The organism is Streptomyces sp. CA189, assembly GCF_056428985.1.
In genome coordinates, this window is record NZ_JBWJVM010000100.1 from 1 (window position 1) to 19,687 (window position 19,687).

16 protein-coding genes, 1 rRNA gene and 1 riboswitch are annotated in these 19,687 nt (G+C 70.4%); of the genes, 14 read left to right on the forward strand and 3 right to left on the reverse strand.

Annotated elements, in window-relative coordinates:
• The 11 genes from rrf to AC061S_RS39905 form a co-directional block, all read left to right on the forward strand.
• Nucleotides 1–101 (forward strand): 5S ribosomal RNA (gene rrf, locus AC061S_RS39855); the annotation flags it as partial.
• Nucleotides 102–240: 139 nt separating this feature from the next.
• Entirely contained in the window at nucleotides 241–831 is a 591-nt protein-coding gene (gene clsA / locus AC061S_RS39860; RefSeq protein ID WP_478690762.1) for a cardiolipin synthase ClsA, read from the forward strand.
• Nucleotides 832–930: 99 nt separating this feature from the next.
• Nucleotides 931–3,426 carry a sugar phosphate nucleotidyltransferase gene (locus AC061S_RS39865; RefSeq protein ID WP_388495148.1) on the forward strand — a complete coding sequence of 832 codons (2,496 nt, stop codon included), beginning with the start codon at nucleotides 931–933 and terminating at the stop codon, nucleotides 3,424–3,426.
• A gap of 133 nt (nucleotides 3,427–3,559) precedes the next feature.
• Nucleotides 3,560–4,462 (forward strand): DUF881 domain-containing protein, encoded by a 903-nt coding sequence (locus tag AC061S_RS39870; protein WP_478690763.1) that lies wholly within the window; start codon nucleotides 3,560–3,562, stop codon nucleotides 4,460–4,462.
• Complete coding sequence (locus AC061S_RS39875) at nucleotides 4,459–4,791, forward strand: small basic family protein (protein WP_112452698.1); 333 nt, start codon at nucleotides 4,459–4,461, stop codon at nucleotides 4,789–4,791. Before AC061S_RS39870 ends, AC061S_RS39875 begins: the two co-directional genes overlap by 4 nt.
• A gap of 5 nt (nucleotides 4,792–4,796) precedes the next feature.
• Complete coding sequence (locus tag AC061S_RS39880) at nucleotides 4,797–5,711, forward strand: DUF881 domain-containing protein (protein WP_478690764.1); 915 nt, start codon at nucleotides 4,797–4,799, stop codon at nucleotides 5,709–5,711.
• A 483-nt stretch (nucleotides 5,712–6,194) separates the two neighbouring features.
• The gene (locus AC061S_RS39885) at nucleotides 6,195–6,734 is read left to right on the forward strand and encodes an FHA domain-containing protein (protein WP_478690765.1); all 540 of its coding nucleotides are present in this window, start codon (nucleotides 6,195–6,197) and stop codon (nucleotides 6,732–6,734) included.
• 19 nt (nucleotides 6,735–6,753) lie between these two features.
• Nucleotides 6,754–7,527 (forward strand): transcriptional regulator FtsR, encoded by a 774-nt coding sequence (ftsR, locus tag AC061S_RS39890; RefSeq protein ID WP_478690766.1) that lies wholly within the window; start codon nucleotides 6,754–6,756, stop codon nucleotides 7,525–7,527.
• 108 nt (nucleotides 7,528–7,635) lie between these two features.
• On the forward strand, nucleotides 7,636–8,109 hold the full coding sequence (locus tag AC061S_RS39895) for a bifunctional nuclease family protein (RefSeq protein ID WP_319732222.1): 474 nt from the start codon (nucleotides 7,636–7,638) through the stop codon (nucleotides 8,107–8,109).
• A gap of 180 nt (nucleotides 8,110–8,289) precedes the next feature.
• Complete coding sequence (locus tag AC061S_RS39900) at nucleotides 8,290–8,955, forward strand: MerR family transcriptional regulator (RefSeq protein WP_478690767.1); 666 nt, start codon at nucleotides 8,290–8,292, stop codon at nucleotides 8,953–8,955.
• Nucleotides 8,956–9,135: 180 nt separating this feature from the next.
• Nucleotides 9,136–11,133 (forward strand): DNA polymerase IV, encoded by a 1,998-nt coding sequence (locus AC061S_RS39905; RefSeq protein ID WP_478690768.1) that lies wholly within the window; start codon nucleotides 9,136–9,138, stop codon nucleotides 11,131–11,133.
• A 656-nt stretch (nucleotides 11,134–11,789) separates the two neighbouring features.
• On the opposite strand, the gene AC061S_RS39910 is transcribed toward AC061S_RS39905, so the two are convergent.
• Nucleotides 11,790–12,155, reverse strand: a complete 366-nt coding sequence (locus AC061S_RS39910; protein WP_478690769.1) for a PRC-barrel domain-containing protein — start codon at nucleotides 12,153–12,155, stop codon at nucleotides 11,790–11,792.
• 118 nt (nucleotides 12,156–12,273) lie between these two features.
• Nucleotides 12,274–12,372, forward strand: a riboswitch (glycine riboswitch).
• Between the two features lie 198 nt (nucleotides 12,373–12,570).
• Here AC061S_RS39910 and gcvP point away from each other — a divergent pair.
• Nucleotides 12,571–15,456, forward strand: a complete 2,886-nt coding sequence (gene gcvP, locus AC061S_RS39915) for an aminomethyl-transferring glycine dehydrogenase (protein ID WP_478690770.1) — start codon at nucleotides 12,571–12,573, stop codon at nucleotides 15,454–15,456.
• Between the two features lie 97 nt (nucleotides 15,457–15,553).
• On the opposite strand, the gene AC061S_RS39920 is transcribed toward gcvP, so the two are convergent.
• Together AC061S_RS39920 and AC061S_RS39925 are read right to left on the reverse strand one after the other, a co-directional pair.
• Nucleotides 15,554–15,760: a DUF5999 family protein gene (locus tag AC061S_RS39920; RefSeq protein WP_112451479.1), complete on the reverse strand. Its 207-nt coding sequence runs from the start codon at nucleotides 15,758–15,760 to the stop codon at nucleotides 15,554–15,556.
• A 269-nt stretch (nucleotides 15,761–16,029) separates the two neighbouring features.
• The gene (locus AC061S_RS39925) at nucleotides 16,030–16,650 is read right to left on the reverse strand and encodes a hypothetical protein (protein WP_478690771.1); all 621 of its coding nucleotides are present in this window, start codon (nucleotides 16,648–16,650) and stop codon (nucleotides 16,030–16,032) included.
• A gap of 513 nt (nucleotides 16,651–17,163) precedes the next feature.
• Between AC061S_RS39925 and AC061S_RS39930 the strand changes: the two genes are divergently transcribed.
• Nucleotides 17,164–18,699, forward strand: coding sequence for a glutamate-cysteine ligase family protein (locus tag AC061S_RS39930; RefSeq protein WP_478690772.1), 1,536 nt, complete (start codon nucleotides 17,164–17,166; stop codon nucleotides 18,697–18,699).
• 185 nt (nucleotides 18,700–18,884) lie between these two features.
• Nucleotides 18,885–19,628 carry a CPBP family intramembrane glutamic endopeptidase gene (locus AC061S_RS39935; protein ID WP_478690781.1) on the forward strand — a complete coding sequence of 248 codons (744 nt, stop codon included), beginning with the start codon at nucleotides 18,885–18,887 and terminating at the stop codon, nucleotides 19,626–19,628.
• Nucleotides 19,629–19,687 lie beyond the last annotated feature (59 nt).

A 19,687-nucleotide genomic window follows, 5' to 3' on the forward strand; every position in this document is an offset into this window, starting at 1 on the left:
TAGGGAAACGCCCGGTTTACATTCCGAACCCGGAAGCTAAGCCTTTCAGCGCCGATGGTACTGCAGGGGGGACCCTGTGGGAGAGTAGGACGCCGCCGAACAATCATTGTGGGAAAGCCCCGCACCAGCCCTTATAGGGTTCGGTGCGGGGCTTTTCTGCGTTTACGGACCGGTGCACCGGCTCCTGTAGTGTCAGGGGGCATCGTTCGACATTTCTACAGTCACAGTGGAGGCCCCCGGGTGGAGGTCCAGGAGACTCGGGTTCAGACCGACCGAATTTTCACCATTCCGAACATCCTGAGCATGGCGCGTCTCGCCGGCGTGCCCCTGTTCCTGTGGCTGATCCTGGCCGAGCACGACGGCTGGGCTCTTGCCGTCCTCATGCTCAGCGGGGTCAGCGACTACCTGGATGGGAAGCTGGCACGGCGCTGGAATCAGATCAGCAGCCTCGGCCGGCTGCTGGATCCCGCCGCGGACCGGCTCTACATCCTGTCCACCCTGTTCGGTCTCACGTACCGCGAGATTCTGCCGCTCTGGCTCACCGGAGCGCTGCTCGCGCGCGAGCTGATGCTGCTGGTCATGGTCTGGATCCTGCGTCGGCACGGCTATCCGCCGCCCCAGGTCAACTTCCTCGGGAAGGCCGCGACCTTCAACCTGATGTACGCGTTCCCCTTCCTCCTGGTGAGCACATGGTCGGGTTGGTTGGCCTGGACGGGGTCAGTTTTCGGATGGGCGTTCGCCGGATGGGGTACAACCCTGTATTGGTGGGCAGGAGTGCTTTACGTGGTGCAAGTCCGCCGGCTCGTGAAGGCGGACGCCACGGCCGATTGAGCTCGCTCGGCGCCTGACTGACGCGGGGGAGTGATCCAGTCACCGTCCGGGACGGGTGAGGTCGGCGATACGCCGTCTCTCAAGGAGGACTCTTCCGACATGAAGGCCGTCGTGATGGCTGGTGGCGAAGGCACTCGGCTTCGCCCCATGACCTCAAGCATGCCCAAGCCGCTCCTGCCGGTGGCGAACCGGCCGATCATGGAGCACGTGCTCAGGCTGCTCAAGCGGCATGGGCTCAACGAAACCGTGGTCACCGTACAGTTCCTGGCCTCACTCGTCAGGAACTACTTCGGTGACGGCGAGGAGCTCGGAATGGAGCTCACCTATGCCAACGAGGAGAAGCCACTCGGGACCGCCGGCAGCGTGAAGAACGCCGAGGAGGCTCTGAAGGACGATACGTTCCTCGTCATCTCCGGCGACGCGCTCACCGACTTCGACCTGACCGACCTGATCCGTTTCCACAAGGAGAAGGGCGGGCTCGTCACGGTGTGCCTGACCCGGGTGCCGAATCCGCTGGAATTCGGCATCACCATCGTGGACGAGGAAGGCAAGGTCGAGCGCTTCCTGGAGAAGCCGACCTGGGGCCAGGTGTTCTCGGACACCATCAACACCGGCATCTACGTCATGGAGCCGGAGATCTTCGACTACGTGGACGCGGACGTCTCCGTGGACTGGTCCGGTGACGTCTTCCCGCAGTTGATGAAGGAAGGCCGGCCGATCTACGGCTACGTCGCCGAGGGCTACTGGGAGGACGTCGGCACCCACGAGAGCTACGTCAAGGCCCAGGCCGACGTACTCGAGGGCAAGGTCCAGGTCGACATGGACGGCTTCGAGATCTCCCCCGGCGTGTGGATCGCCGAAGGGGCCGAGGTGAGCCCGGACGCGGTGCTGCGCGGGCCGCTGTACATCGGGGACTACGCCAAGGTCGAGGCCGGGGTGGAGATCCGCGAGCACACCGTCATCGGGTCGAACGTCGTCGTGAAGAGCGGTGCCTTCCTGCACAAGGCCGTCGTGCACGACAACGTGTACATCGGGCCGCACAGCAACCTCCGCGGCTGTGTCATCGGCAAGAACACCGACATCATGCGGGCTGCCCGGATCGAGGACGGCGCCGTCATCGGTGACGAGTGCCTCGTCGGCGAGGAATCGATCATCCAGGGGAACGTGCGGGTCTACCCCTTCAAGACGATCGAGGCGGGCGCCTTCGTCAACACCTCGGTCATCTGGGAGTCCCGCGGGCAGGCACATCTGTTCGGTGCGCGCGGGGTCACCGGGATCCTCAACGTGGAGATCACCCCGGAGCTGGTGGTCCGGCTGGCCGGTGCCTATGCGACGACCCTGAAGAAGGGGGCGACGGTCACCACGGCCCGCGACCACTCCCGAGGCGCGAGAGCGCTCAAGCGCGCCGTGATCTCGGCGCTCCAGGCCAGTGCCATCAACGTCCGGGACCTGGAGAACGTACCGCTGCCCGTGGCGCGGCAGCAGACCGCGCGCGGCAGTGCCGGCGGGATCGTGCTGCGGACCTCGCCGGGAGTGCCGGACTCGGTCGACATCATGTTCCTCGACGAGCGGGGGGCGGACCTCTCCCTCCAGCAGCAGCGCAAGCTCGACCGGGTCTACGCACGCCAGGAGTACCGGCGAGCCTTCCCCGGCGAGATCGGTGACCTGCAGTTCCCGGGAAGCGTCTTCGACGCCTACACCGGTTCGCTGCTGCGCCGGGTGGACACCACCGGGGTCGCGGACTCGGGGCTCAAGGTGGTCGTGGACGCTTCCAACGGCAGCGCCGGCCTGGTGCTGCCGAGCCTGCTGGGCCGGCTCGGAGTGGACGCGCTGACCGTCAACCCGGGGCTCGACGAGTCCCGGCCCACGGAGACCGCCGAATCCCGCCGGGCGGGACTGGTGCGGCTGGGGGAGATCGTGGCGTCCTCGCGGGCCGCCTTCGGTGTGCGCTTCGACCCGGTGGGCGAGCGGATCTCCCTCGTGGACGAGCGCGGCCGGATCATCGAGGACGACCGGGCGCTCCTGGTGCTGCTCGACCTGGTTGCCGCCGAGAAGCGCAGCGGCAAAGTGGCGCTGCCCGTGACCACGACCCGGATCGCCGAGCAGGTGGCGGCGTACCACGGCACCCAGGTGGAGTGGACGACGACCTCGCCCGACGACCTGACCCGGGTGGGCCGGGCGGAGAACACCATCTTCGGCGGTGACGGGCGGGGCGGATTCATCGTCCCCGAGTTCAGCAGCGTCTTCGACGGGTCGGCCGCCTTCGTGCAGTTGATCGGGCTGGTGGCGCGGACGCAGCTCACGCTGAGCCAGATCGACGCCCGGATTCCGAGGGCGCACGTGCTCAAGCGGGACGTGCCGACCCCGTGGGCGGTGAAGGGGCTCGTCATGCGGCGGGTCGTGGAGGCGGCCGGGGACCGTCAGGTGGACACCACCGACGGGGTGCGGGTCGTGGAGGCCGACGGGCGGTGGGCCCTGGTGCTGCCGGACCCGGCGGAGGCGGTCACGCACCTGTGGGCCGAGGGGCCCGACGACGCGTCCGCGCAGGCGCTGCTGGACGGCTGGGCAGCGGTGGTGGACGGCGCCGGGCACTGAGCGCCCCGCACGGGACGGCGTAGGCGGGAACGGAACGGCGTAGGGCCGGAAGTCCGGTGGAGCGGGCGGGGCGAAGGTCCCGGCCGGTCCGCCGGACGTCCGCATTCGGTGGGAGCGGCGCCGACATGCGACGATGTGCGGCATGTCGCAGCCGCCCCACAACCGCAGTTCGGCACCTCCGGCGCGGCCGGACGCCTCTATGTCGCTGCTGACGCACGTGATGGACCACTCCCTCGACGAGGGCTACGCGGAGGCCTCGGCCAGGCGCGAGGCCGAGGGCACGTCCGGCCTGCCGCGGACCCTCAAGGCCAAACTGGGTCTCGCCGCCGGGCTCGTGCTCGCCGCCATGGTCGTCACCCTGGGTGCCGCGCAGGCGCGGGCGACCGCTCCGGTGCTGGCCAAGGAGCGTCATGAACTCATCGACCGGGTCGAGCGGGCCGACGCGCACGCGGACGGTCTGGAGCGGGACATCGAGCGGCTGCGGGACACCGTCGCCGACCGGCAGCGCGAGGCGCTGAAGCAGCACGGTGGCGAACAGGGCCAGCTCTTGGCGCTGCTGTCCGGGGCCACCGAGGTGCACGGGCCCGGGATCAAGCTGACGGTGGACGACGCGAAGGGCTCGACGACCGGAAACGGCTCCAATCCGCGCGAGAGCGCCGGTTTCTCGGACACCGGGCGGCTCCGCGACCGCGATATGCAGAAGATCGTCAACGGGTTGTGGCAGTCGGGGGCAGAAGCGATCTCGATCAACGGGCAGCGGCTGACGTCGCTCTCGGCGATCCGGGCCGCGGGTGACGCGATACTGGTCGACAACAGGCCGCTGGTGCCCCCGTACGAAGTACTGGCGATCGGCGACAAGAAGCGTCTCGGGACCGCGTTCCAGGACTCCGCGGACGGCCAGTACCTGCACGTGCTGCAGGAGAACTACGGCATCCGCTACTCCTTGTCGTCCGAGGCCGAGATGCGCCTTCCGGCCGCGTCGAGCCTGACCGTACGTACGGCTACAGCAGCAGAGCAGCAGAAGGGTGCATCGTGATCGCGGTACTGGGCCTCGTGGTCGGAGTGGTGGTCGGACTTCTCGTCCGGCCTGAAGTGCCGGCCGTGGTGGAGCCTTATCTGCCGATCGCCGTGGTCGCGGCGCTGGACGCGGTGTTCGGAGGCCTGCGCGCGATGCTGGACGGCATCTTCGTGGACAAGGTCTTCGTGGTGTCGTTCCTGTCGAACGTGGTCGTGGCGGCGCTGATCGTCTTCCTCGGCGACAAGCTGGGGGTCGGCTCGCAGCTGTCCACGGGTGTGGTCGTCGTCCTCGGCATCCGCATCTTCTCCAACGCCGCGGCCATCCGCCGGCACGTGTTCCGGGCGTGAGGCCGATGAGTACGAACGACACCCCGCCCGAGGAGCCCGGAGCCGCGGCACAGCGGCCGAAGGCGCAGCCTCCGCTGGAGCCGCCGGCCGCGCCCGTGGGACACGAGCCCGGTGCCGGGGCCGAGGAGCGGGGCCGGGAGGAGACCGCAGCCGCGCCGATCGGGCCTGCGCCGGCCGGAGCCGCCCCGACCGGGCCCGAGCAGACCGGCCGGCAGCGGCTGGCGGCCGGACTGTGGCCGCCGCGGGTGAGCCGCGCCCAACTGATCGTCGCGGTGCTGCTGTTCGTCCTGGGGCTCGGCCTGGCCATCCAGGTGCGGTCGAACAGCGACTCCAGCGCGCTGCGCGGCGCCCGTCAGGAGGACCTCGTACGGATCCTCGACGAGCTGGACGGGCGGACCAAGCGGCTGGAAGACGAGAAGCAGATGCTCGACGACCAGCGCCGGGAGCTCGAGAGCAGCTCCAACCAGGCCGAGGAGGCCCGGAAGCAGACCGTGGAGAAGGAACGCCAACTCGGGATCCTGGCCGGTACGGTGGCCGCTCAAGGGCCCGGGATCGTGCTGAAGATCACGGACCCCAAGGGTCAGGTGCTGTCGGACAAGCTGCTGGACACCCTCCAGGAGCTGCGGGCGGCCGGGGCCGAGGCGATCCAGATCAACGGGGTGCGGATCGTGGCGGACTCGTACTTCTCAGACGAGGAGAACGGGGTCGCGATCGACGGTAAGAAGATCACACAGCCCTACGAGTTCAAGGTGATCGGCAAGCCGCAGGACCTGGAGCCGGCGCTCAACATTCCCGGTGGCGTCGTCCAGTCGCTGGAGAAGGAGCAGGCGGTCGTCAGCGTCACACGTCCGGCGAAGATCGTTGTGGATGCCTTGCGGGCTGCGAAGCAGCCTGACTACGCTCGGTCGTCATCGTCGTGATGCGGGAGGTGCCGGAGACCGGCTCACGCGGGCGAATGCCTGCGGGGGGTCGACGCACCGAAGTCGCGGTGCGTGGTGGAAACTGTCTGATGGTTACGGACGTTGTAAGTATGTCCGGGTCGGCAGGTGTTGCATTCGGAGTTCGTCCTGCCCCACGGGCGGGTCTGTTTCGGTCAAGGGGAATCGCCCGTGAAGTTGTTTGAGAAGTTGTTCGGCAAGAAGAACCGCGAGGAAAGCGGTGCGGCCAGGCACCGCGCGGGGCATGGAGACGTGGAAGGGCAGGGCGACCGGCCGCTCTTCCGCGACGAGGTCGCCGGGGCGGGTGACATTTCGGGCGCGCGTGGCGCGTCGACTGTTGACCCTGCCGGTACCGGACGCATAGGTTTCGGTGAACCATCAACCTCAAGTACGGGTGGAGGGTTTGCCCCCGACCCGTATGCCACCAATGCCTCCGCGGGGCAGCCGCGGCGCGAGGAGCCGTCCATGTCGGCCGAGCAGATTTGCAGCAGGTGCGGGCACCGCAGCGATGCGGCGAGCCGGTTCTGCTCCAACTGCGGGGCGCCGCTGCGGGCGGGTCTGACGCCGGAGCGTGCCTCGGAGACCACGTCCACCATCTCGATCTCGGGCCTGGAGGCCTACGAGGCCGAGGTGTCGGGACAGACGCACGTGTCGTCCTCGCTGTCCCCCGAGGCCCAGGCCGCGGTGGAAGCGCTGCCCCCGGGTTCCGCCCTGCTGATCGTGCGGCGCGGCCCGAACTCCGGCAGCCGGTTCCTCTTGGACGGTGAGCTGACGACGGCCGGCCGGCACCCGCAGAGCGACATCTTCCTGGACGACGTCACCGTCTCCCGGCGCCATGTCGAGTTCCGCAGGAGCCACGACGGTTTCACCGTCTCCGACGTCGGCAGCCTCAACGGCACGTACGTGAACCGTGAACCGATCGACTCCGTCTCCCTGCACAACGGCGACGAGGTGCAGATCGGCAAGTACCGGCTGGTCTTCTACGCGAGCCTGCGGGGGCACTGACCCTTCAAGGGAAGGTCCCATGCTGCGTATCCCGGCAGGCGGTGCCGCCAAGAGCGGCACCGCCACCGCCGCCTCCTCGGGCGTGCGGCTGGTGAGCATCGGCACGGTGCTCACGATGCTGCGTGACGAGTTCCCCGAAGTCACGATCTCGAAGATCCGTTTCCTGGAAGCGGAGGGGCTCGTCGAGCCCCGGCGCACACCTTCCGGATATCGCAAGTTCAGCACCGACGACGTGGAGCGCCTCGCCCACGTCCTGCGGCTCCAGCGCGACCACTACCTTCCGTTGAAGGTCATCCGCGAGCAGCTCGACGCTCTCGCGCGGGGTGAGCAGATCCGTATCCCGTCGCCCACGGCGCACGGGGAGTCCGTCGACCCCACGAGCCCCGTCGCCCTCTACGGCGAGGTGGGCCGGGAGCGGCCGACCGTGGCCCGGGTCGGCCGGGCCGAACTGATCGCCGCCGCGGAGGTCGACGAGGTCCAGCTCGTGGAGTGGGAGTCGTACGGGCTCATCGCGGAGGCGCCCGGCGGCGGTTTCGACGCCGAGGCGGTCACTGTGGCGCGTCTGGTGGCCGATCTCGGCCGATTCGGTCTGGAGCCGCGTCACCTGCGGGCGATGAAGGCCGCCGCCGACCGGGAGGCCGGTCTGGTGGAGCAGGTCGTCTCGCCGCTGCGACGGCACCGCAATCCGCAGACCAGGGCCCATGCGGAGGCCACCATGAAGGAGCTCGCGGGGCTCTCCGTACGTCTGCACGAGGCCCTCGTACAGACGGCTCTCGGGGTGCGGCTGCACTGACCCGGAGGGGTTTTCGGGCCGCCTTCGAGCGACGATCGGAGGGGCTTCGGGGCAGGCTTGGGGGAGCCCGACTACCCAAACCTGCCGGGCAGGTCCTAGGGTTGCTGTGTGAACGAGCTCGACGTTGTGGGTGTCCGGGTGGAAATGCCCTCGAACCAACCGATCGTGCTCCTGCGTGAAGTGGGAGGCGATCGGTACCTCCCCATCTGGATCGGACCAGGGGAGGCGACCGCCATTGCCTTCGCGCAGCAGGGGATGGCCCCTGCCCGGCCGCTGACGCACGACCTTTTCAAGGACGTGCTGGAGGCGATCGGCGAGGAGCTCACCCAAGTCCGGATCACGGATCTGCGGGAGGGCGTTTTCTACGCGGAGCTGGTCTTCGCCAGCGGAGTCGAGGTGAGCGCGCGGCCCTCCGACGCCATAGCGCTCGCCCTGCGGACCGGGACGCCGATCTACGGCAGCGACGGCGTGCTCGACGACGCCGGAATCGCGATCCCGGACGAGCAGGAGGACGAGGTGGAGAAGTTCCGCGAGTTCCTCGACCAGATCTCGCCAGAGGACTTCGGTACCGGCCCGCAGTGAGGCGCGGGTCGCGCCGTCCTCCCGGATATTTCAGCCCATTCGAGTAGCCTTTCCCCGCAATGGGGTACGGGAAACCACTCTCAGGGTGATTATCACTCGGCGTGCCGAGTGTGGCGATCGTTGACGCACCCCTGGTGACTGCCTACCTTCGAGATGGCAGGTCAAGGACGGAGGGTCGGCGTGAGAGTCACGGGCGACGGTATGACCGGGGGCATCCCCGCACGGAGTGACGGTGGGCCGTACCCGCTGCACGGTGGTGCGGTGAACTCCGCGCGCCGTCAGCCGGAGCCCGCGCCGGTCGGTTCGGTGGGGCCGGTGGGGTCAGTCGAGTCGGTGGGTGGCGAATCCGCACCCGAGCAGGTCGGATACCGAGGGCCGACGGCGTGTGCCGCGGCCGGCATCACGTACCGGCAGCTCGACTACTGGGCGCGGACCGGGCTGGTGGAGCCCACGGTGCGGCCGGCTTACGGGTCGGGCACGCAGCGGCTGTACAGCTTCCGGGACGTGGTCGTCCTCAAGATCGTGAAGCGCTTCCTGGACACCGGGGTGGCGCTGCAGAACATCCGCACCGCCGTGCAGCACCTGCGCGACCGGGGTTTCTCGGACCTGGAGCGGATGACGCTGATGAGCGACGGCGCCACCGTCTACGAGTGCACCTCGCCGGATCAGGTCGTGAGCCTGCTCCAGGGCGGCCAGGGAGTCTTCGGGATCGCCGTGGGCGTGGTCTGGCGCGATGTCGAGAACGCGCTGTCGCAGCTGCACGGGGAGCGCGTGGACACCGGCGAGACGGTGGTCGGGCACAACCCGGCCGATGAGCTGGCCGCCCGGAGGAACCGGGCCGTCTGAGACGGAGGGCGGGGACGGGGCGGAGGACGGGCCGTAGGACGGGCCGGGTGGTCCGTCCCGGTCCTGGTCCTGGTCCACGTTCGGGCCCGGACGGGGCCTGCGGGCGTTGTCGGCCGGGTCCTTCGGCTCGCCTGCTTCGGGTCGGGCCGATTGTCAGTGGCGTAGGGCAGCATCGGAGACGTGAGAGCCGCGCCGACCATCCTGCACTTGGACATGGACGCCTTCTACGCTTCCGTGGAGCAGGCGTCGAAGCCGAGCCTGCGCGGCAAGGCCGTCATCGTCGGCGGGCTCGGGCCGCGCGGGGTCGTCGCCACCGCCTCGTACGAGGCCAGGCGCTTCGGGGTGCATTCGGCCATGCCGATGGCCCAGGCGCGGCGGCTCTGTCCGAACGGCGCGTGCCTGATTCCGCGCTTCAGCCTGTACCGCGAGGTCAGTGACACCGTCATGGGCATGCTCCGGGAACTGTCTCCCCTCGTGGAGCCGCTGAGCCTGGACGAGGCCTTCGTGGACCTGGAGGCGGGCGGCGTCGCCTTCGACGCGGAGGCCGCGCGGGCCGTTGGCGAGCAGCTGAGGGCCGACATCGCGGCCGCGACCAGGCTGAGCGGGTCGGTGGGGCTCGCGGGATCCAAGATGCTGGCCAAGGTCGCCTCCGAGGAGGCCAAGCCGGCCGGGCTGCTGCTGATCGAGGTCGGCACGGAGAGGGCCCACCTCGCACCGATGTCGGTACGGACCCTGCCCGGGGTGGGGCCTGCCACGGGGGAGCACCTGCGGCGGGCCGGGATCACCACGGTGGGGGAGCTGGCGGAGGCCGGTGAGGACGAGCTGGTCCGGATGGTGGGGCGCTCGCACGGGGTCGGGCTGTACCGGATGGCGCTGGGCGTCGACGAGCGGCCGGTGGTCGCGGAGCGCGATGCGAAGTCCGTGTCGGTGGAGGACACCTTCGACGTGGACCTGCACGACCGGGTGCGGATCCGGAACGAGGTGCAGCGGCTCGCGGACCGGTGCGTGGAGCGGCTGCGCGGATCGGGGCACTCGGGGCGGACCATCGTGCTCAAGGTCCGGCGGTACGACTTCTCCACGCTGACCCGGTCGGAGACCCTGCGGGGGCCCACGGACAACCCCGCGGTGGTGCGGGAGGCGGCGGCGCGGCTGCTGGAGGCCGTGGACACCACGGGCGGGGTGCGGCTGCTGGGGGTGGGTGTGACGGGGCTGGCGGACTATACGCAGGAGGACCTCTTCGCCTTCGCCGACGCGATGGCCGGTGTATCCGGGGGCGGGGAGGTTGCCGGGGGTGCGGGTGCCCGTGCCGGTGCGTATCAGGCCGGGGGTGCTGTGCCGTCCGGCGGGGGCGCGGGGCGGGAGGTCGTCGGCGCTGACGGGGGTCAGGAGGTCCCGGTCCGGGTCCAGGGCCAGGCTCTGGGGGAAGGCGCGGGGCGGGGGCCCGGGCCGGATCAGGGGTGGGTTGCTGGGCAGGGGCACCAGGCTGAGGCCGCTGGGCAGGGGGAGGGCTTCGGGCAGGGGCAGGGCCAGGGCGCCCAGCAGGGCCAGGCTGCGGGGCGCGGGCACGGTGCGGTCGCCGGGTCGGGTCAGGGCGCCGGGGCGGGGCAAGACGAGAGCGTCGGGCAGGGCCTGGCCGACCAGCAGGGTGAGGCTGCCGGGCAGGGAGCCGGGCAAGGGCAGGGTGAGGTTGCCGGGTCTGGCCAGGGGGAGAGCGTCTGGCAGGGGCAGGGGCAGGGGCAGGGGCAGGGCCACGGCCAAGGTCAGGGCCAGGGCCACGGCCAGGGGCAGGGTCAGGGCCAGGGGCCTGGGCAAGGGCAAGGGCAAGGGCAGCTTGGGCAGGTTCAAGGTGCCGGCTTTGGGGGAGGGGAGAGCGTCGGGCAGGGCCAGGTAGACCAGCAGGGGCAGGGTCGTGGGGACGGAGTGGGGCCGGGTGGTGGTGAAGCCGTGCTTGAGCGGCGGTGGCCGGCCGGGAGTGATGTGCGGCATGCCCTGTATGGGCCCGGGTGGGTGCAGGGCAGCGGGGTCGGGCGGGTGACCGTACGGTTCGAGCAGCCGGGATCGGAGCCGGGCCGGGTGCGAACGTTTCTGGTGGACGACCCCGAGCTGGAGCCGTCCGATCCGATGCCGCTGGTCGGGGACCGGGCCGTGGGGGTGGGGGGCTCGAAGCCTCCGGAGTGAGCCTGAGCGGTGATTTCGCCGTGCAGAATGCCTGGCCGCGCCCCGGGGCTGTTCGCTGCCCGGTCCCCTGCGGGGCCGGCAGTGCTTCGCTGCGCCAGCCGCCGAGCCGCCGAGCCGCCGAGCCGCCGAGCCGCCGAGCCGCCCAGCCGCCGAGCCGCCCAGCCGCCGAGCGCCGACCGCCGAGTGTCAGCCGTCAGCTCTGGGGGTCTCGAGCGCCGGGTTGTCGGCCGTCATTCGCCGAGTGCCCGCCGCCCGCCGTCGGCCGCCTGCTTTGGAGTGCCGAGCGTCGGGCTGCAAAGTGCCCAAGTGCCCGAATGCCCGGTGTCGCCAGCCCGCTGTTTGAGTGCCGCTGCCGGCAGCCCGCGTGGTCGCTGCGCTTTGCCGGGGGCGAGTGGATCCTCCCCCTGTCGGGTGGCTGACTGCACGCAGCTCGCAGCCCCCTGCCGGGTGGCTCCCGTCCCTGCCGGGTGTTTGGAGCCTCCTGCTCTCTGCAGGGTGCTGAGTGGCTCCTGTCAAGGGCGGGTCTCCGCTCGCCGCTGTCCGGGTCTCTGTTGTCCCGGGTGCTCAGGTGGCTGCTTCCGGGGTCCGGTGGGGTGGAGGTGGGGAGGGGGTCCGCTGCCCCGGGCCGGGCGGGGTGGGGCAGCGGGGGTGGAGGGTTAGGGGGCTTCGGGGGTTTGGTGGCCGAAGTCGTGTTGGAAGTCGGTCGGGAGCGCCAGGTCCAGGCCGTAGTGGTGGTAGAGCTGCAGCTCCTGTTCGGGGGAGAGGTGGCGGCCGACGCCGAAGTCGGGGGCGTCCTTGATGAGGGAGCGTTCGAAGGGCACGCGCAGGGTGTCGCCCACCATCTCGCTGGGCTCCAGCGGGACGAAGGCGTCCCGGCTGAAGAGTCCGGTGCGTACGGCGGCCCATTCCGGGACGCCCGTGGCGTCGTCGAGGTAGACCTCGTCGACGGTGCCGATCTTGGTGCCATTGCGGTCGAACGCCTTGCGGCCGATCAGGCTGCGGGGATCGATGTCGGTCTGCACGGTACGGTCCCTCCATTGGGCGCAACTCCTCCGTAATGACTACAAAAGTGCATTTCCGGAGAGGGGGCCACTCGAGGGAGGCCCCCAGATCCTCGCTGGTAGGCTGGGCGATGGCTGTTGACCCTGTGCGGGAGAGTCCTCCGAGTGAGTGAGACGGAGGCGCCGAAGGAGCAAATCCTCCCCGGAATCTCTCAGGCATACGTACCGCACGTGGTGAGGCCACTCTGGAAAGTAGGGGCGGGTACCGGGCGCGCAGTGCCGGCACCTCTCCTCACCGACGGTGAAAGCCGGACCTCGTGGGCGATCCCCGCGCGGCCCGGTGAAGCTCTCAGGTTGTGATGACAGAGGGGGAGGCCGTCCGGGTGCCCGCGCCGTGGTGCCCCTCGCAGGTCGTACGACCAGGAGGCCTCCGTACATGACCGCCAACCGCATTTCGCTCTCCCAGCTGGAGCGAGGCATCCCCTTCGAGCAGCGCCACATCGGCCCGGATGCCGAGGCGCAGGCGAAGATGCTCGCTCAGGTGGGCTACGGCTCCCTCGACGAGCTCACCGCCGCCGCGGTGCCGGATGTGATCAAGACCACCGCCGCGCTGAACCTGCCCGAGGCGCGGACCGAGGCCGAGGTGCTCGCCGAGCTGCGTCAGCTCGCCGACCGCAACCAGGTCCTCTCGTCGATGATCGGGCTGGGTTACTACGGCACCTTCACGCCGCCGGTGATCCTGCGCAACGTCATGGAGAACCCGGCCTGGTACACGGCGTACACGCCGTACCAGCCGGAGATCTCCCAGGGCCGCCTCGAAGCCCTGCTGAACTTCCAGACCGTCGTCGCCGAGCTGACGGGCCTGCCGACCTCCGGCGCCTCCCTGCTCGACGAGGGCACCGCCGCCGCCGAGGCCATGACGCTGGCCCGCCGCGTGGGCAAGGCCAAGGGCAACATCTTCCTCATCGACGCCGACGCGCTGCCGCAGACCATCGCGGTGATCGAGACGCGTGCCGAGCCGATCGGCATCGAGGTCGTGGTCGCGGACCTGTCGGACGGGATTCCGGCCGAGATCGCCGAGCGCGGCGTCTACGGCGTGCTCCTGCAGTACCCGGGTGCTTCCGGTGCCGTGCGGGAGATCAAGCCGGTCATCGAGCAGGCACACGCGCTCGGCGCCGTCGTCGCCGTCTCCGCCGACCTGCTGGCCCTGACCCTGCTGACCTCGCCGGGCGAGCTGGGCGCCGACATCGCGGTCGGCACCACCCAGCGCTTCGGCGTCCCGATGGGCTTCGGCGGACCGCACGCCGGCTACATGGCCGTCCAGGCCAAGCACGCCCGCTCGCTGCCCGGCCGCCTCGTCGGCGTCTCCGTGGACGCGGACGGCAACAAGGCGTACCGCCTGGCGCTGCAGACCCGTGAGCAGCACATCCGCCGCGAGAAGGCCACCAGCAACATCTGCACCGCGCAGGTGCTGCTCGCCGTCATGGCCGGCATGTACGCCGTCTACCACGGCCCGGACGGGCTGCGGACGATCGCCCGCCGCACCCACCGCTACGCCGCCCTGCTCGCCGCCGGTCTGACGGCCGGCGGGGTCGAGATCGTGCACGGCGCCTACTTCGACACCATCACCGCGCGGGTCCCGGGCCGGGCCGCCGAGGTCGTGGCCGCGGCCCGCGAGGGCGGGGTCAACCTGTACCAGGTCGACGCCGACCTGGTCTCCGCCGCCTGTGACGAGACCACCCTGCGCGCCGACGTGGAGGCGGTGTGGGCGGCCTTCGGGGTCACCGCAGATCTGGAGGCGCTCGACGCCACCACGGCCGACGCGCTTCCCGAGGGGCTGCTGCGCGAGGACGCGTACCTGACCCACCCGGTCTTCCACCAGCACCGCTCCGAGACGGCGATGCTGCGCTACCTGCGCAAGCTCTCGGACAAGGACTACGCGCTGGACCGCGGCATGATCCCGCTGGGCTCCTGCACCATGAAGCTCAACGCGACCACCGAAATGGAGTCGGTCACCTGGCCCGAATTCGGCCAGTTGCACCCGTTCGCCCCGGTCGAGCAGGCCGAGGGGTACCTCACGCTCATCACCGAGCTGGAGGAACGTCTCTGCGAGGTCACCGGCTACGACAAGGTCTCCATTCAGCCGAACGCCGGCTCCCAGGGTGAGCTCGCCGGCCTGCTGGCCGTCCGCGCGTACCACCGGGCGAACGGCAACGAGCAGCGCACCGTCTGCCTCATCCCGTCCTCCGCGCACGGCACCAACGCCGCGAGCGCCGTGATGGCCGGCATGAAGGTGGTCGTCGTCAAGACCGCCGACGACGGCGAGGTGGACGCGGACGACCTGCGCGCCAAGATCGAGCAGTACCGCGAAGAGCTCGCCGTGCTGATGATCACGTACCCCTCCACGCACGGTGTGTTCGAGGAGCACGTCGCCGACATCTGTGCCCAGGTGCACGACGCCGGCGGCCAGGTCTACGTGGACGGCGCCAACCTCAACGCCCTGGTGGGCCTGGCCAAGCCGGGTCACTTCGGCGGCGACGTCTCGCACCTGAACCTGCACAAGACCTTCTGCATCCCGCACGGCGGCGGCGGCCCGGGCGTCGGCCCGGTCGGTGTCCGGGCGCACCTGGCGCCGTACCTGCCCAACCACCCGCTCCAGCCGACTGCCGGTCCGGAGACGGGCGTCGGCCCGATCTCGGCCGCGCCGTGGGGCTCGGCGGGCATCCTGCCGATCTCCTGGTCGTACGTGCGCCTGATGGGCGGCGAGGGCCTCAAGCGCGCCACGCAGGTGGCCGTGCTCGGCGCCAACTACATCGCCAAGCGCCTGGAGCCGCACTACCCGGTGCTGTACACCGGCCCGGGCAACCTGGTCGCGCACGAGTGCATCATCGACATGCGCCCCCTGTCGAAGGCGACGGGCGTGAGCATCGACGACATCGCCAAGCGCCTGATCGACTACGGGTTCCACGCGCCGACCATGTCCTTCCCGGTCGCGGGCACCCTCATGATCGAGCCGACGGAGTCCGAGGACCTCGCCGAGATCGACCGGTTCTGCGACGCGATGATCGCCATCCGCGCCGAGATCGAGCGGGTCGCGGGCGGCGAGTGGCCGGTGGACGACAACCCGCTGGCCAACTCCCCGCACACGGCGGCGGCGCTGGGTGGCGAGTGGAACCACCCGTACACCCGTGACGAGGCCGTCTTCCCGGGCGGGGTGTCGGCCGCGGAGAAGTACTGGCCGCCGGTGCGGCGCATCGACGGCGCCTTCGGCGACCGGAACCTGGTGTGCTCCTGCCCGCCGCTGGACGAGTACGACAACTGATGAAGTGGCATGACGACGTGGCGTGACGAAGTGGCATGACGAAGGGGCCGGTCCGGGAGTTCTCTCCTGGGCCGGCCCCTTTCGTTTCTGGCGTCGGCTAGGCCGCCTTCATCACCTGCGTTGCCGCGAGCGGGCGGTGCGGGGCGATGATCTGGCCATCCGGCAGCAGCTCACCGGTGTCCTCGAACAGCAGGACGCCGTTGCACAGCAGGCTCCAGCCCTGTTCCGGGTGAACGGCCACGGGGTGCGCGGCCTCCCGGTCGGCGGAGTCGGCGGACGGGCATGCTGGCTTGTGCTGGCACATGGATGCGTTCTTTCGCTGCGGTGTGGTCTGTGTGCTGCGGCTCGATGCGTTGTTCATGGCCGCCCCCCGTATCAACGACTTGGCTCGGTCAGGGTCCCCAGTCTTCCCCCACGGCACCGTGTCCGCAGGGATTTCCCGGCAGCTGTCCTCATAGATTGATGACGCATCACCCGTGCGGGCGGTTCAGGTCAACTCCCCTGTCATTTCGGATGGTTCGCTAGGGGCCCGAGTGGGCTAGGCCGAATGGGCAGTTCCGGCCACGGGCCGGGTCAGGCGGCCGGGGCGGCCATGGAAGGCGGCACCGGGGGAGCCGTCGGCGTGAGCCGATGGGTCAGTACGGGCAGCAGTTCGGACACGGGGTGCGGACGGTAGGCGGCGATGCCGGGCGGGGCGGGCGCCAGCGGAACCAGGAGGTCGGCGGCGGCCGGCAGCCCGGCGGAGGCGTCGGCGCCCACCGATCCGTGCAGCCACAGGGTCAGCATGTACAGCTCCGGTACGGAGAGCAGGCGCGGCTGGTAGCTCTTGCCGAGCGATTCGGCCTGGCGCAGCGCGCGTTCGGTGGCGGCGACGTAGGGGCCCTCGAAGAAGTGGGAGAAGGTCCACCCGTCCGCGGTCAGCCGGGTGTCGGCCGCCGCGATGTAGCGGTCCCCGCTGCGGATCAGGAACCGCCAGCCGGTCAGGCGGGTGCGCGGCGGCCTGCCGCCGGCGGTCAGGCCGGAGATGTGCAGCCGGTCCAGGACGTGGACGGGCAGCGGCAGTTCGGCGGTCATCGGCCCCTGGAGGGCGCGCAGGGCCGGGGTGTGCGCCTCGTGGACGGCGGTGGGGGAACCGAGGGCCGCGAGGACACTGCGCAGGGCGGGAGCGGGAGCCGGAGGGACGTGCAGCGGCATGGTGGGTCGCCTCTCGCTTGGGAGACCTGTGGAACGGGGCGGGTGCGGGGTGCGGACGTCGCTGTCGCATTCTGGGGTCAGAGGGGGGCTGAGGGGCAATGGCCGCGCGCCCACTCTCTGCCTCGCATGCGGAGTTTATCCGACATGTGTTCACGCAGTGTTTCGGCTAGCTGTCCCGTCTATTGCCGACAAGGCGCTTACCGGTCCCGCTGACGTGGCATTCATGCCGGGTGCGCGCAAAGTTTCCGCGCTGACCTCGGAGGTTACCGGATGAGGGCTCGGCTGAAAAGCATCGGTTATCGATAACCGGCAAGGTCTACGCTGTATTTGCGTTCGGGTGCTTGCCAGGTGAATGTGCCAAAGCACCTGTCGGCCAAACCGGCGCGCGCTCCCCGCCAGTCACGCCCCTTCCGCGTTATCGATCACGCCGCCGGGGCATCATCGACCGTAACGCGCGCCCGGGTGGCGGATCCATTGCACGCCGGCCGGGCCCAGTCGAGGAGGGACGCTCCGATGGGGGAGAAGGTCGTGGCGGGCGGATTCGACCTGTCCGATCGGCAACGGTACCGGAGGAAGCTTCACGAGTGCCTGGAGGTACTGGAGCGACTTCTGGAAGAGAAGAGGTTCGATCGCCCCAAGAACATGATGGGGCTGGAGATCGAGTTGAATCTCGCGGGTGCCGACGGGTTGCCGAGAATGGTGAATGCGCAGGTCCTCGAGCGTATTGCGAGCACCGATTTCCAGACCGAACTGGGAATGTTCAACCTGGAGGTGAACGTCCTCCCGCACCGGCTCGGCGGCCGGGTATTCGACCAGCTCGCCGAGGAACTGAGCGCGGGCCTCGGATATGCCCACCGGCAGGCACAGGAGGTCGACGCCGGGGTGGTCATGATCGGGATTCTGCCGACGATCTCCCGCACCGACCTGGTCACCGCCAACCTCTCTGCGGTGGACCGCTACTCCCTGCTCAACGAGCAGATCCTGATGATGCGGGGCGAGGACTTCACGCTCGACATCGACGGGGTCGAGCGGCTGACCTGGACCTCCGGGTCGATCGTGCCGGAGGCCGCCTGCACCTCCGTACAACTGCACCTGCAGGTGACCCCGGCCCGGTTCGCGGACGTGTGGAACGCGGCCCAGGCGGTGGCGGCCGTACAGATAGCCGTCGGCGCCAACTCGCCCTTCCTGTTCGGGCGGGAGCTGTGGCGGGAGTCGCGGCCGCCGCTCTTCCAGCAGGCCACCGACACCCGGCCGCCCGAGCTCCAGGCACAGGGGGTGCGCCCGCGCACCTGGTTCGGCGAGCGGTGGGTGGACTCGGCGTACGAGCTCTTCGCCGAGAACGTCCGCTACTTCCCGGCCCTGCTGCCGATCTGCGACGAGGAGGAGCCGCTGCGGGTGCTGGCCGAGGGCGGGGTGCCGAGCCTGCAGGAGCTGGTGCTGCACAACGGCACCGTCTACCGCTGGAACCGGCCCGTCTACGGGGTCGCCGACGGGGTGCCGCACCTGCGCGTGGAGAACCGGGTCCTGCCCGCCGGCCCGACCGTGGCCGACGTCGTCGCCAACGCGGCCTTCTACTACGGGCTGGTACGGACCCTCGCGGACGAGCAGCGCCCGGTGTGGAGCCGGCTGCCCTTCGCGGAGGCGGAGGCCAACTTCGACGCGGCCTGCCGCTACGGCATCGACGCCCGGCTGCGCTGGCCGCGCCGGGGCCGGGGCGGGGGACTGGCGAGCGTGCCCGCGGTCCGGCTGGTGCTGGAGGAGCTGCTGCCGATGGCGGCCGCCGGACTGGACGCGTGGGGCATCGAGCCCGCCGACCGGGACCACTACCTCGGCATCATCGAGGAGCGGTGCCGGCGCCGGGTCAACGGAGCCACCTGGCAGGTGGACACGTACCACCGGGCGCTCGCGGGCGGGCTGGAGCGGGACGCGGCGCTGGCCGCGACCACGCGCCGCTACAGCGAGCTGAGCCACCGGGGCGATCCCGTGCACACCTGGCCGGTGGGCCTGGGGGGTGGCGCCGTGGAGTGCGGAGAGGCGGCCGAGGACTGATTCCGGGGCCCGCCCGGTCCCGCCCGGTGATCCCCTTGCCCCGTGGAGGAGGCAGTATGGGGTGATCGGGGCGGGAGGCCCCGCGAGAGGTCGCAGCGGTGGCGGGACGGGAGACGGGCGTGCGGACGGAGCCGGAACCGGTGGTCGGGGAGCTCGAACTCGGCGAGGGCTCGAAGGCGCGCAGGATGCTGCGCTCCGAGACGCTGCTCGTGCTCGCGCTGTCCCTGGGCGCGAGCGGCGTCTCGGCGCTGATCAGCTTCATCGGCTCGCTGACCAAGCCGGGCGGGCTCAAGGACCAGGCCGCCACGCTCAACGGCTCGTACGCACCCGGGCGGCCCTGGCTGGACCTGGCCTGGCAGCTGTTCGGCATCGCGAGCGCCCTCGTCCCCGTCCTGCTCGTCGCGCACCTGCTGACCCGTGAGGGCGCGCCCGGGCTGAAGGTGCTGGGCTTCGACCGCACCCGGCCCTGGTGGGACCTGGGCCGGGGCGCGCTCGTCGCCGCCGGCATCGGCAGTGCGGGACTGGCCTTCTACCTGGGGGCGCGGGCGACCGGCTTCAACCTCACGGTGGTGCCGGAGGCACTGCCCGACGTGTGGTGGAAGTTCCCCGTGCTGATCCTCTCCGCGGTGCAGAACTCCGTGGTGGAGGAGGTCATCGTGCTGGCCTACCTGCTGCGGCGGCTCGACCAGCTCGGCTGGTCGCCGACGGCCGCCCTGATGGCCAGCTCCGTACTGCGCGGCTCGTACCACCTCTACCAGGGCATCGGCGGATTCATCGGCAACGTGGTGATGGGCGTGGTCTTCGTCCTCGCCTACCGGCGCTGGGGCCGGGTCGGCCCGCTCGTCGTCGCGCACGCACTGCTCGACATCGTGGCCTTCGGCGGGTACGCCCTGCTGGCGGGGAAGGTGGGCTGGCTGCCCACCCCGTAGGCGCACCGCGCCCCGGGATGCGGGCCGGTCCCTGGGGGTACCGCCCTCGTCCTGGGGCA

Bases quoted from the DNA above. Each gene is read 5' to 3' on its own strand.
- AC061S_RS39865 (WP_388495148.1), top strand. From the start codon at position 931: ATGAAGGCCGTCGTGATGGCTGGTGGCGAAGGCACTCGGCTTCGCCCC.
- AC061S_RS39870 (WP_478690763.1), top strand. From the start codon at position 3,560: ATGTGCGGCATGTCGCAGCCGCCCCACAACCGCAGTTCGGCACCTCCG.
- AC061S_RS39880 (WP_478690764.1), top strand. From the start codon at position 4,797: ATGAGTACGAACGACACCCCGCCCGAGGAGCCCGGAGCCGCGGCACAG.
- AC061S_RS39885 (WP_478690765.1), top strand. From the start codon at position 6,195: ATGTCGGCCGAGCAGATTTGCAGCAGGTGCGGGCACCGCAGCGATGCG.
- ftsR (WP_478690766.1), top strand. From the start codon at position 6,754: ATGCTGCGTATCCCGGCAGGCGGTGCCGCCAAGAGCGGCACCGCCACC.
- gcvP (WP_478690770.1), top strand. From the start codon at position 12,571: ATGACCGCCAACCGCATTTCGCTCTCCCAGCTGGAGCGAGGCATCCCC.
- AC061S_RS39920 (WP_112451479.1), bottom strand. From the start codon at position 15,760: ATGTGCCAGCACAAGCCAGCATGCCCGTCCGCCGACTCCGCCGACCGG.
- AC061S_RS39925 (WP_478690771.1), bottom strand. From the start codon at position 16,650: ATGCCGCTGCACGTCCCTCCGGCTCCCGCTCCCGCCCTGCGCAGTGTC.
- AC061S_RS39930 (WP_478690772.1), top strand. From the start codon at position 17,164: ATGGGGGAGAAGGTCGTGGCGGGCGGATTCGACCTGTCCGATCGGCAA.
- AC061S_RS39935 (WP_478690781.1), top strand. From the start codon at position 18,885: ATGCTGCGCTCCGAGACGCTGCTCGTGCTCGCGCTGTCCCTGGGCGCG.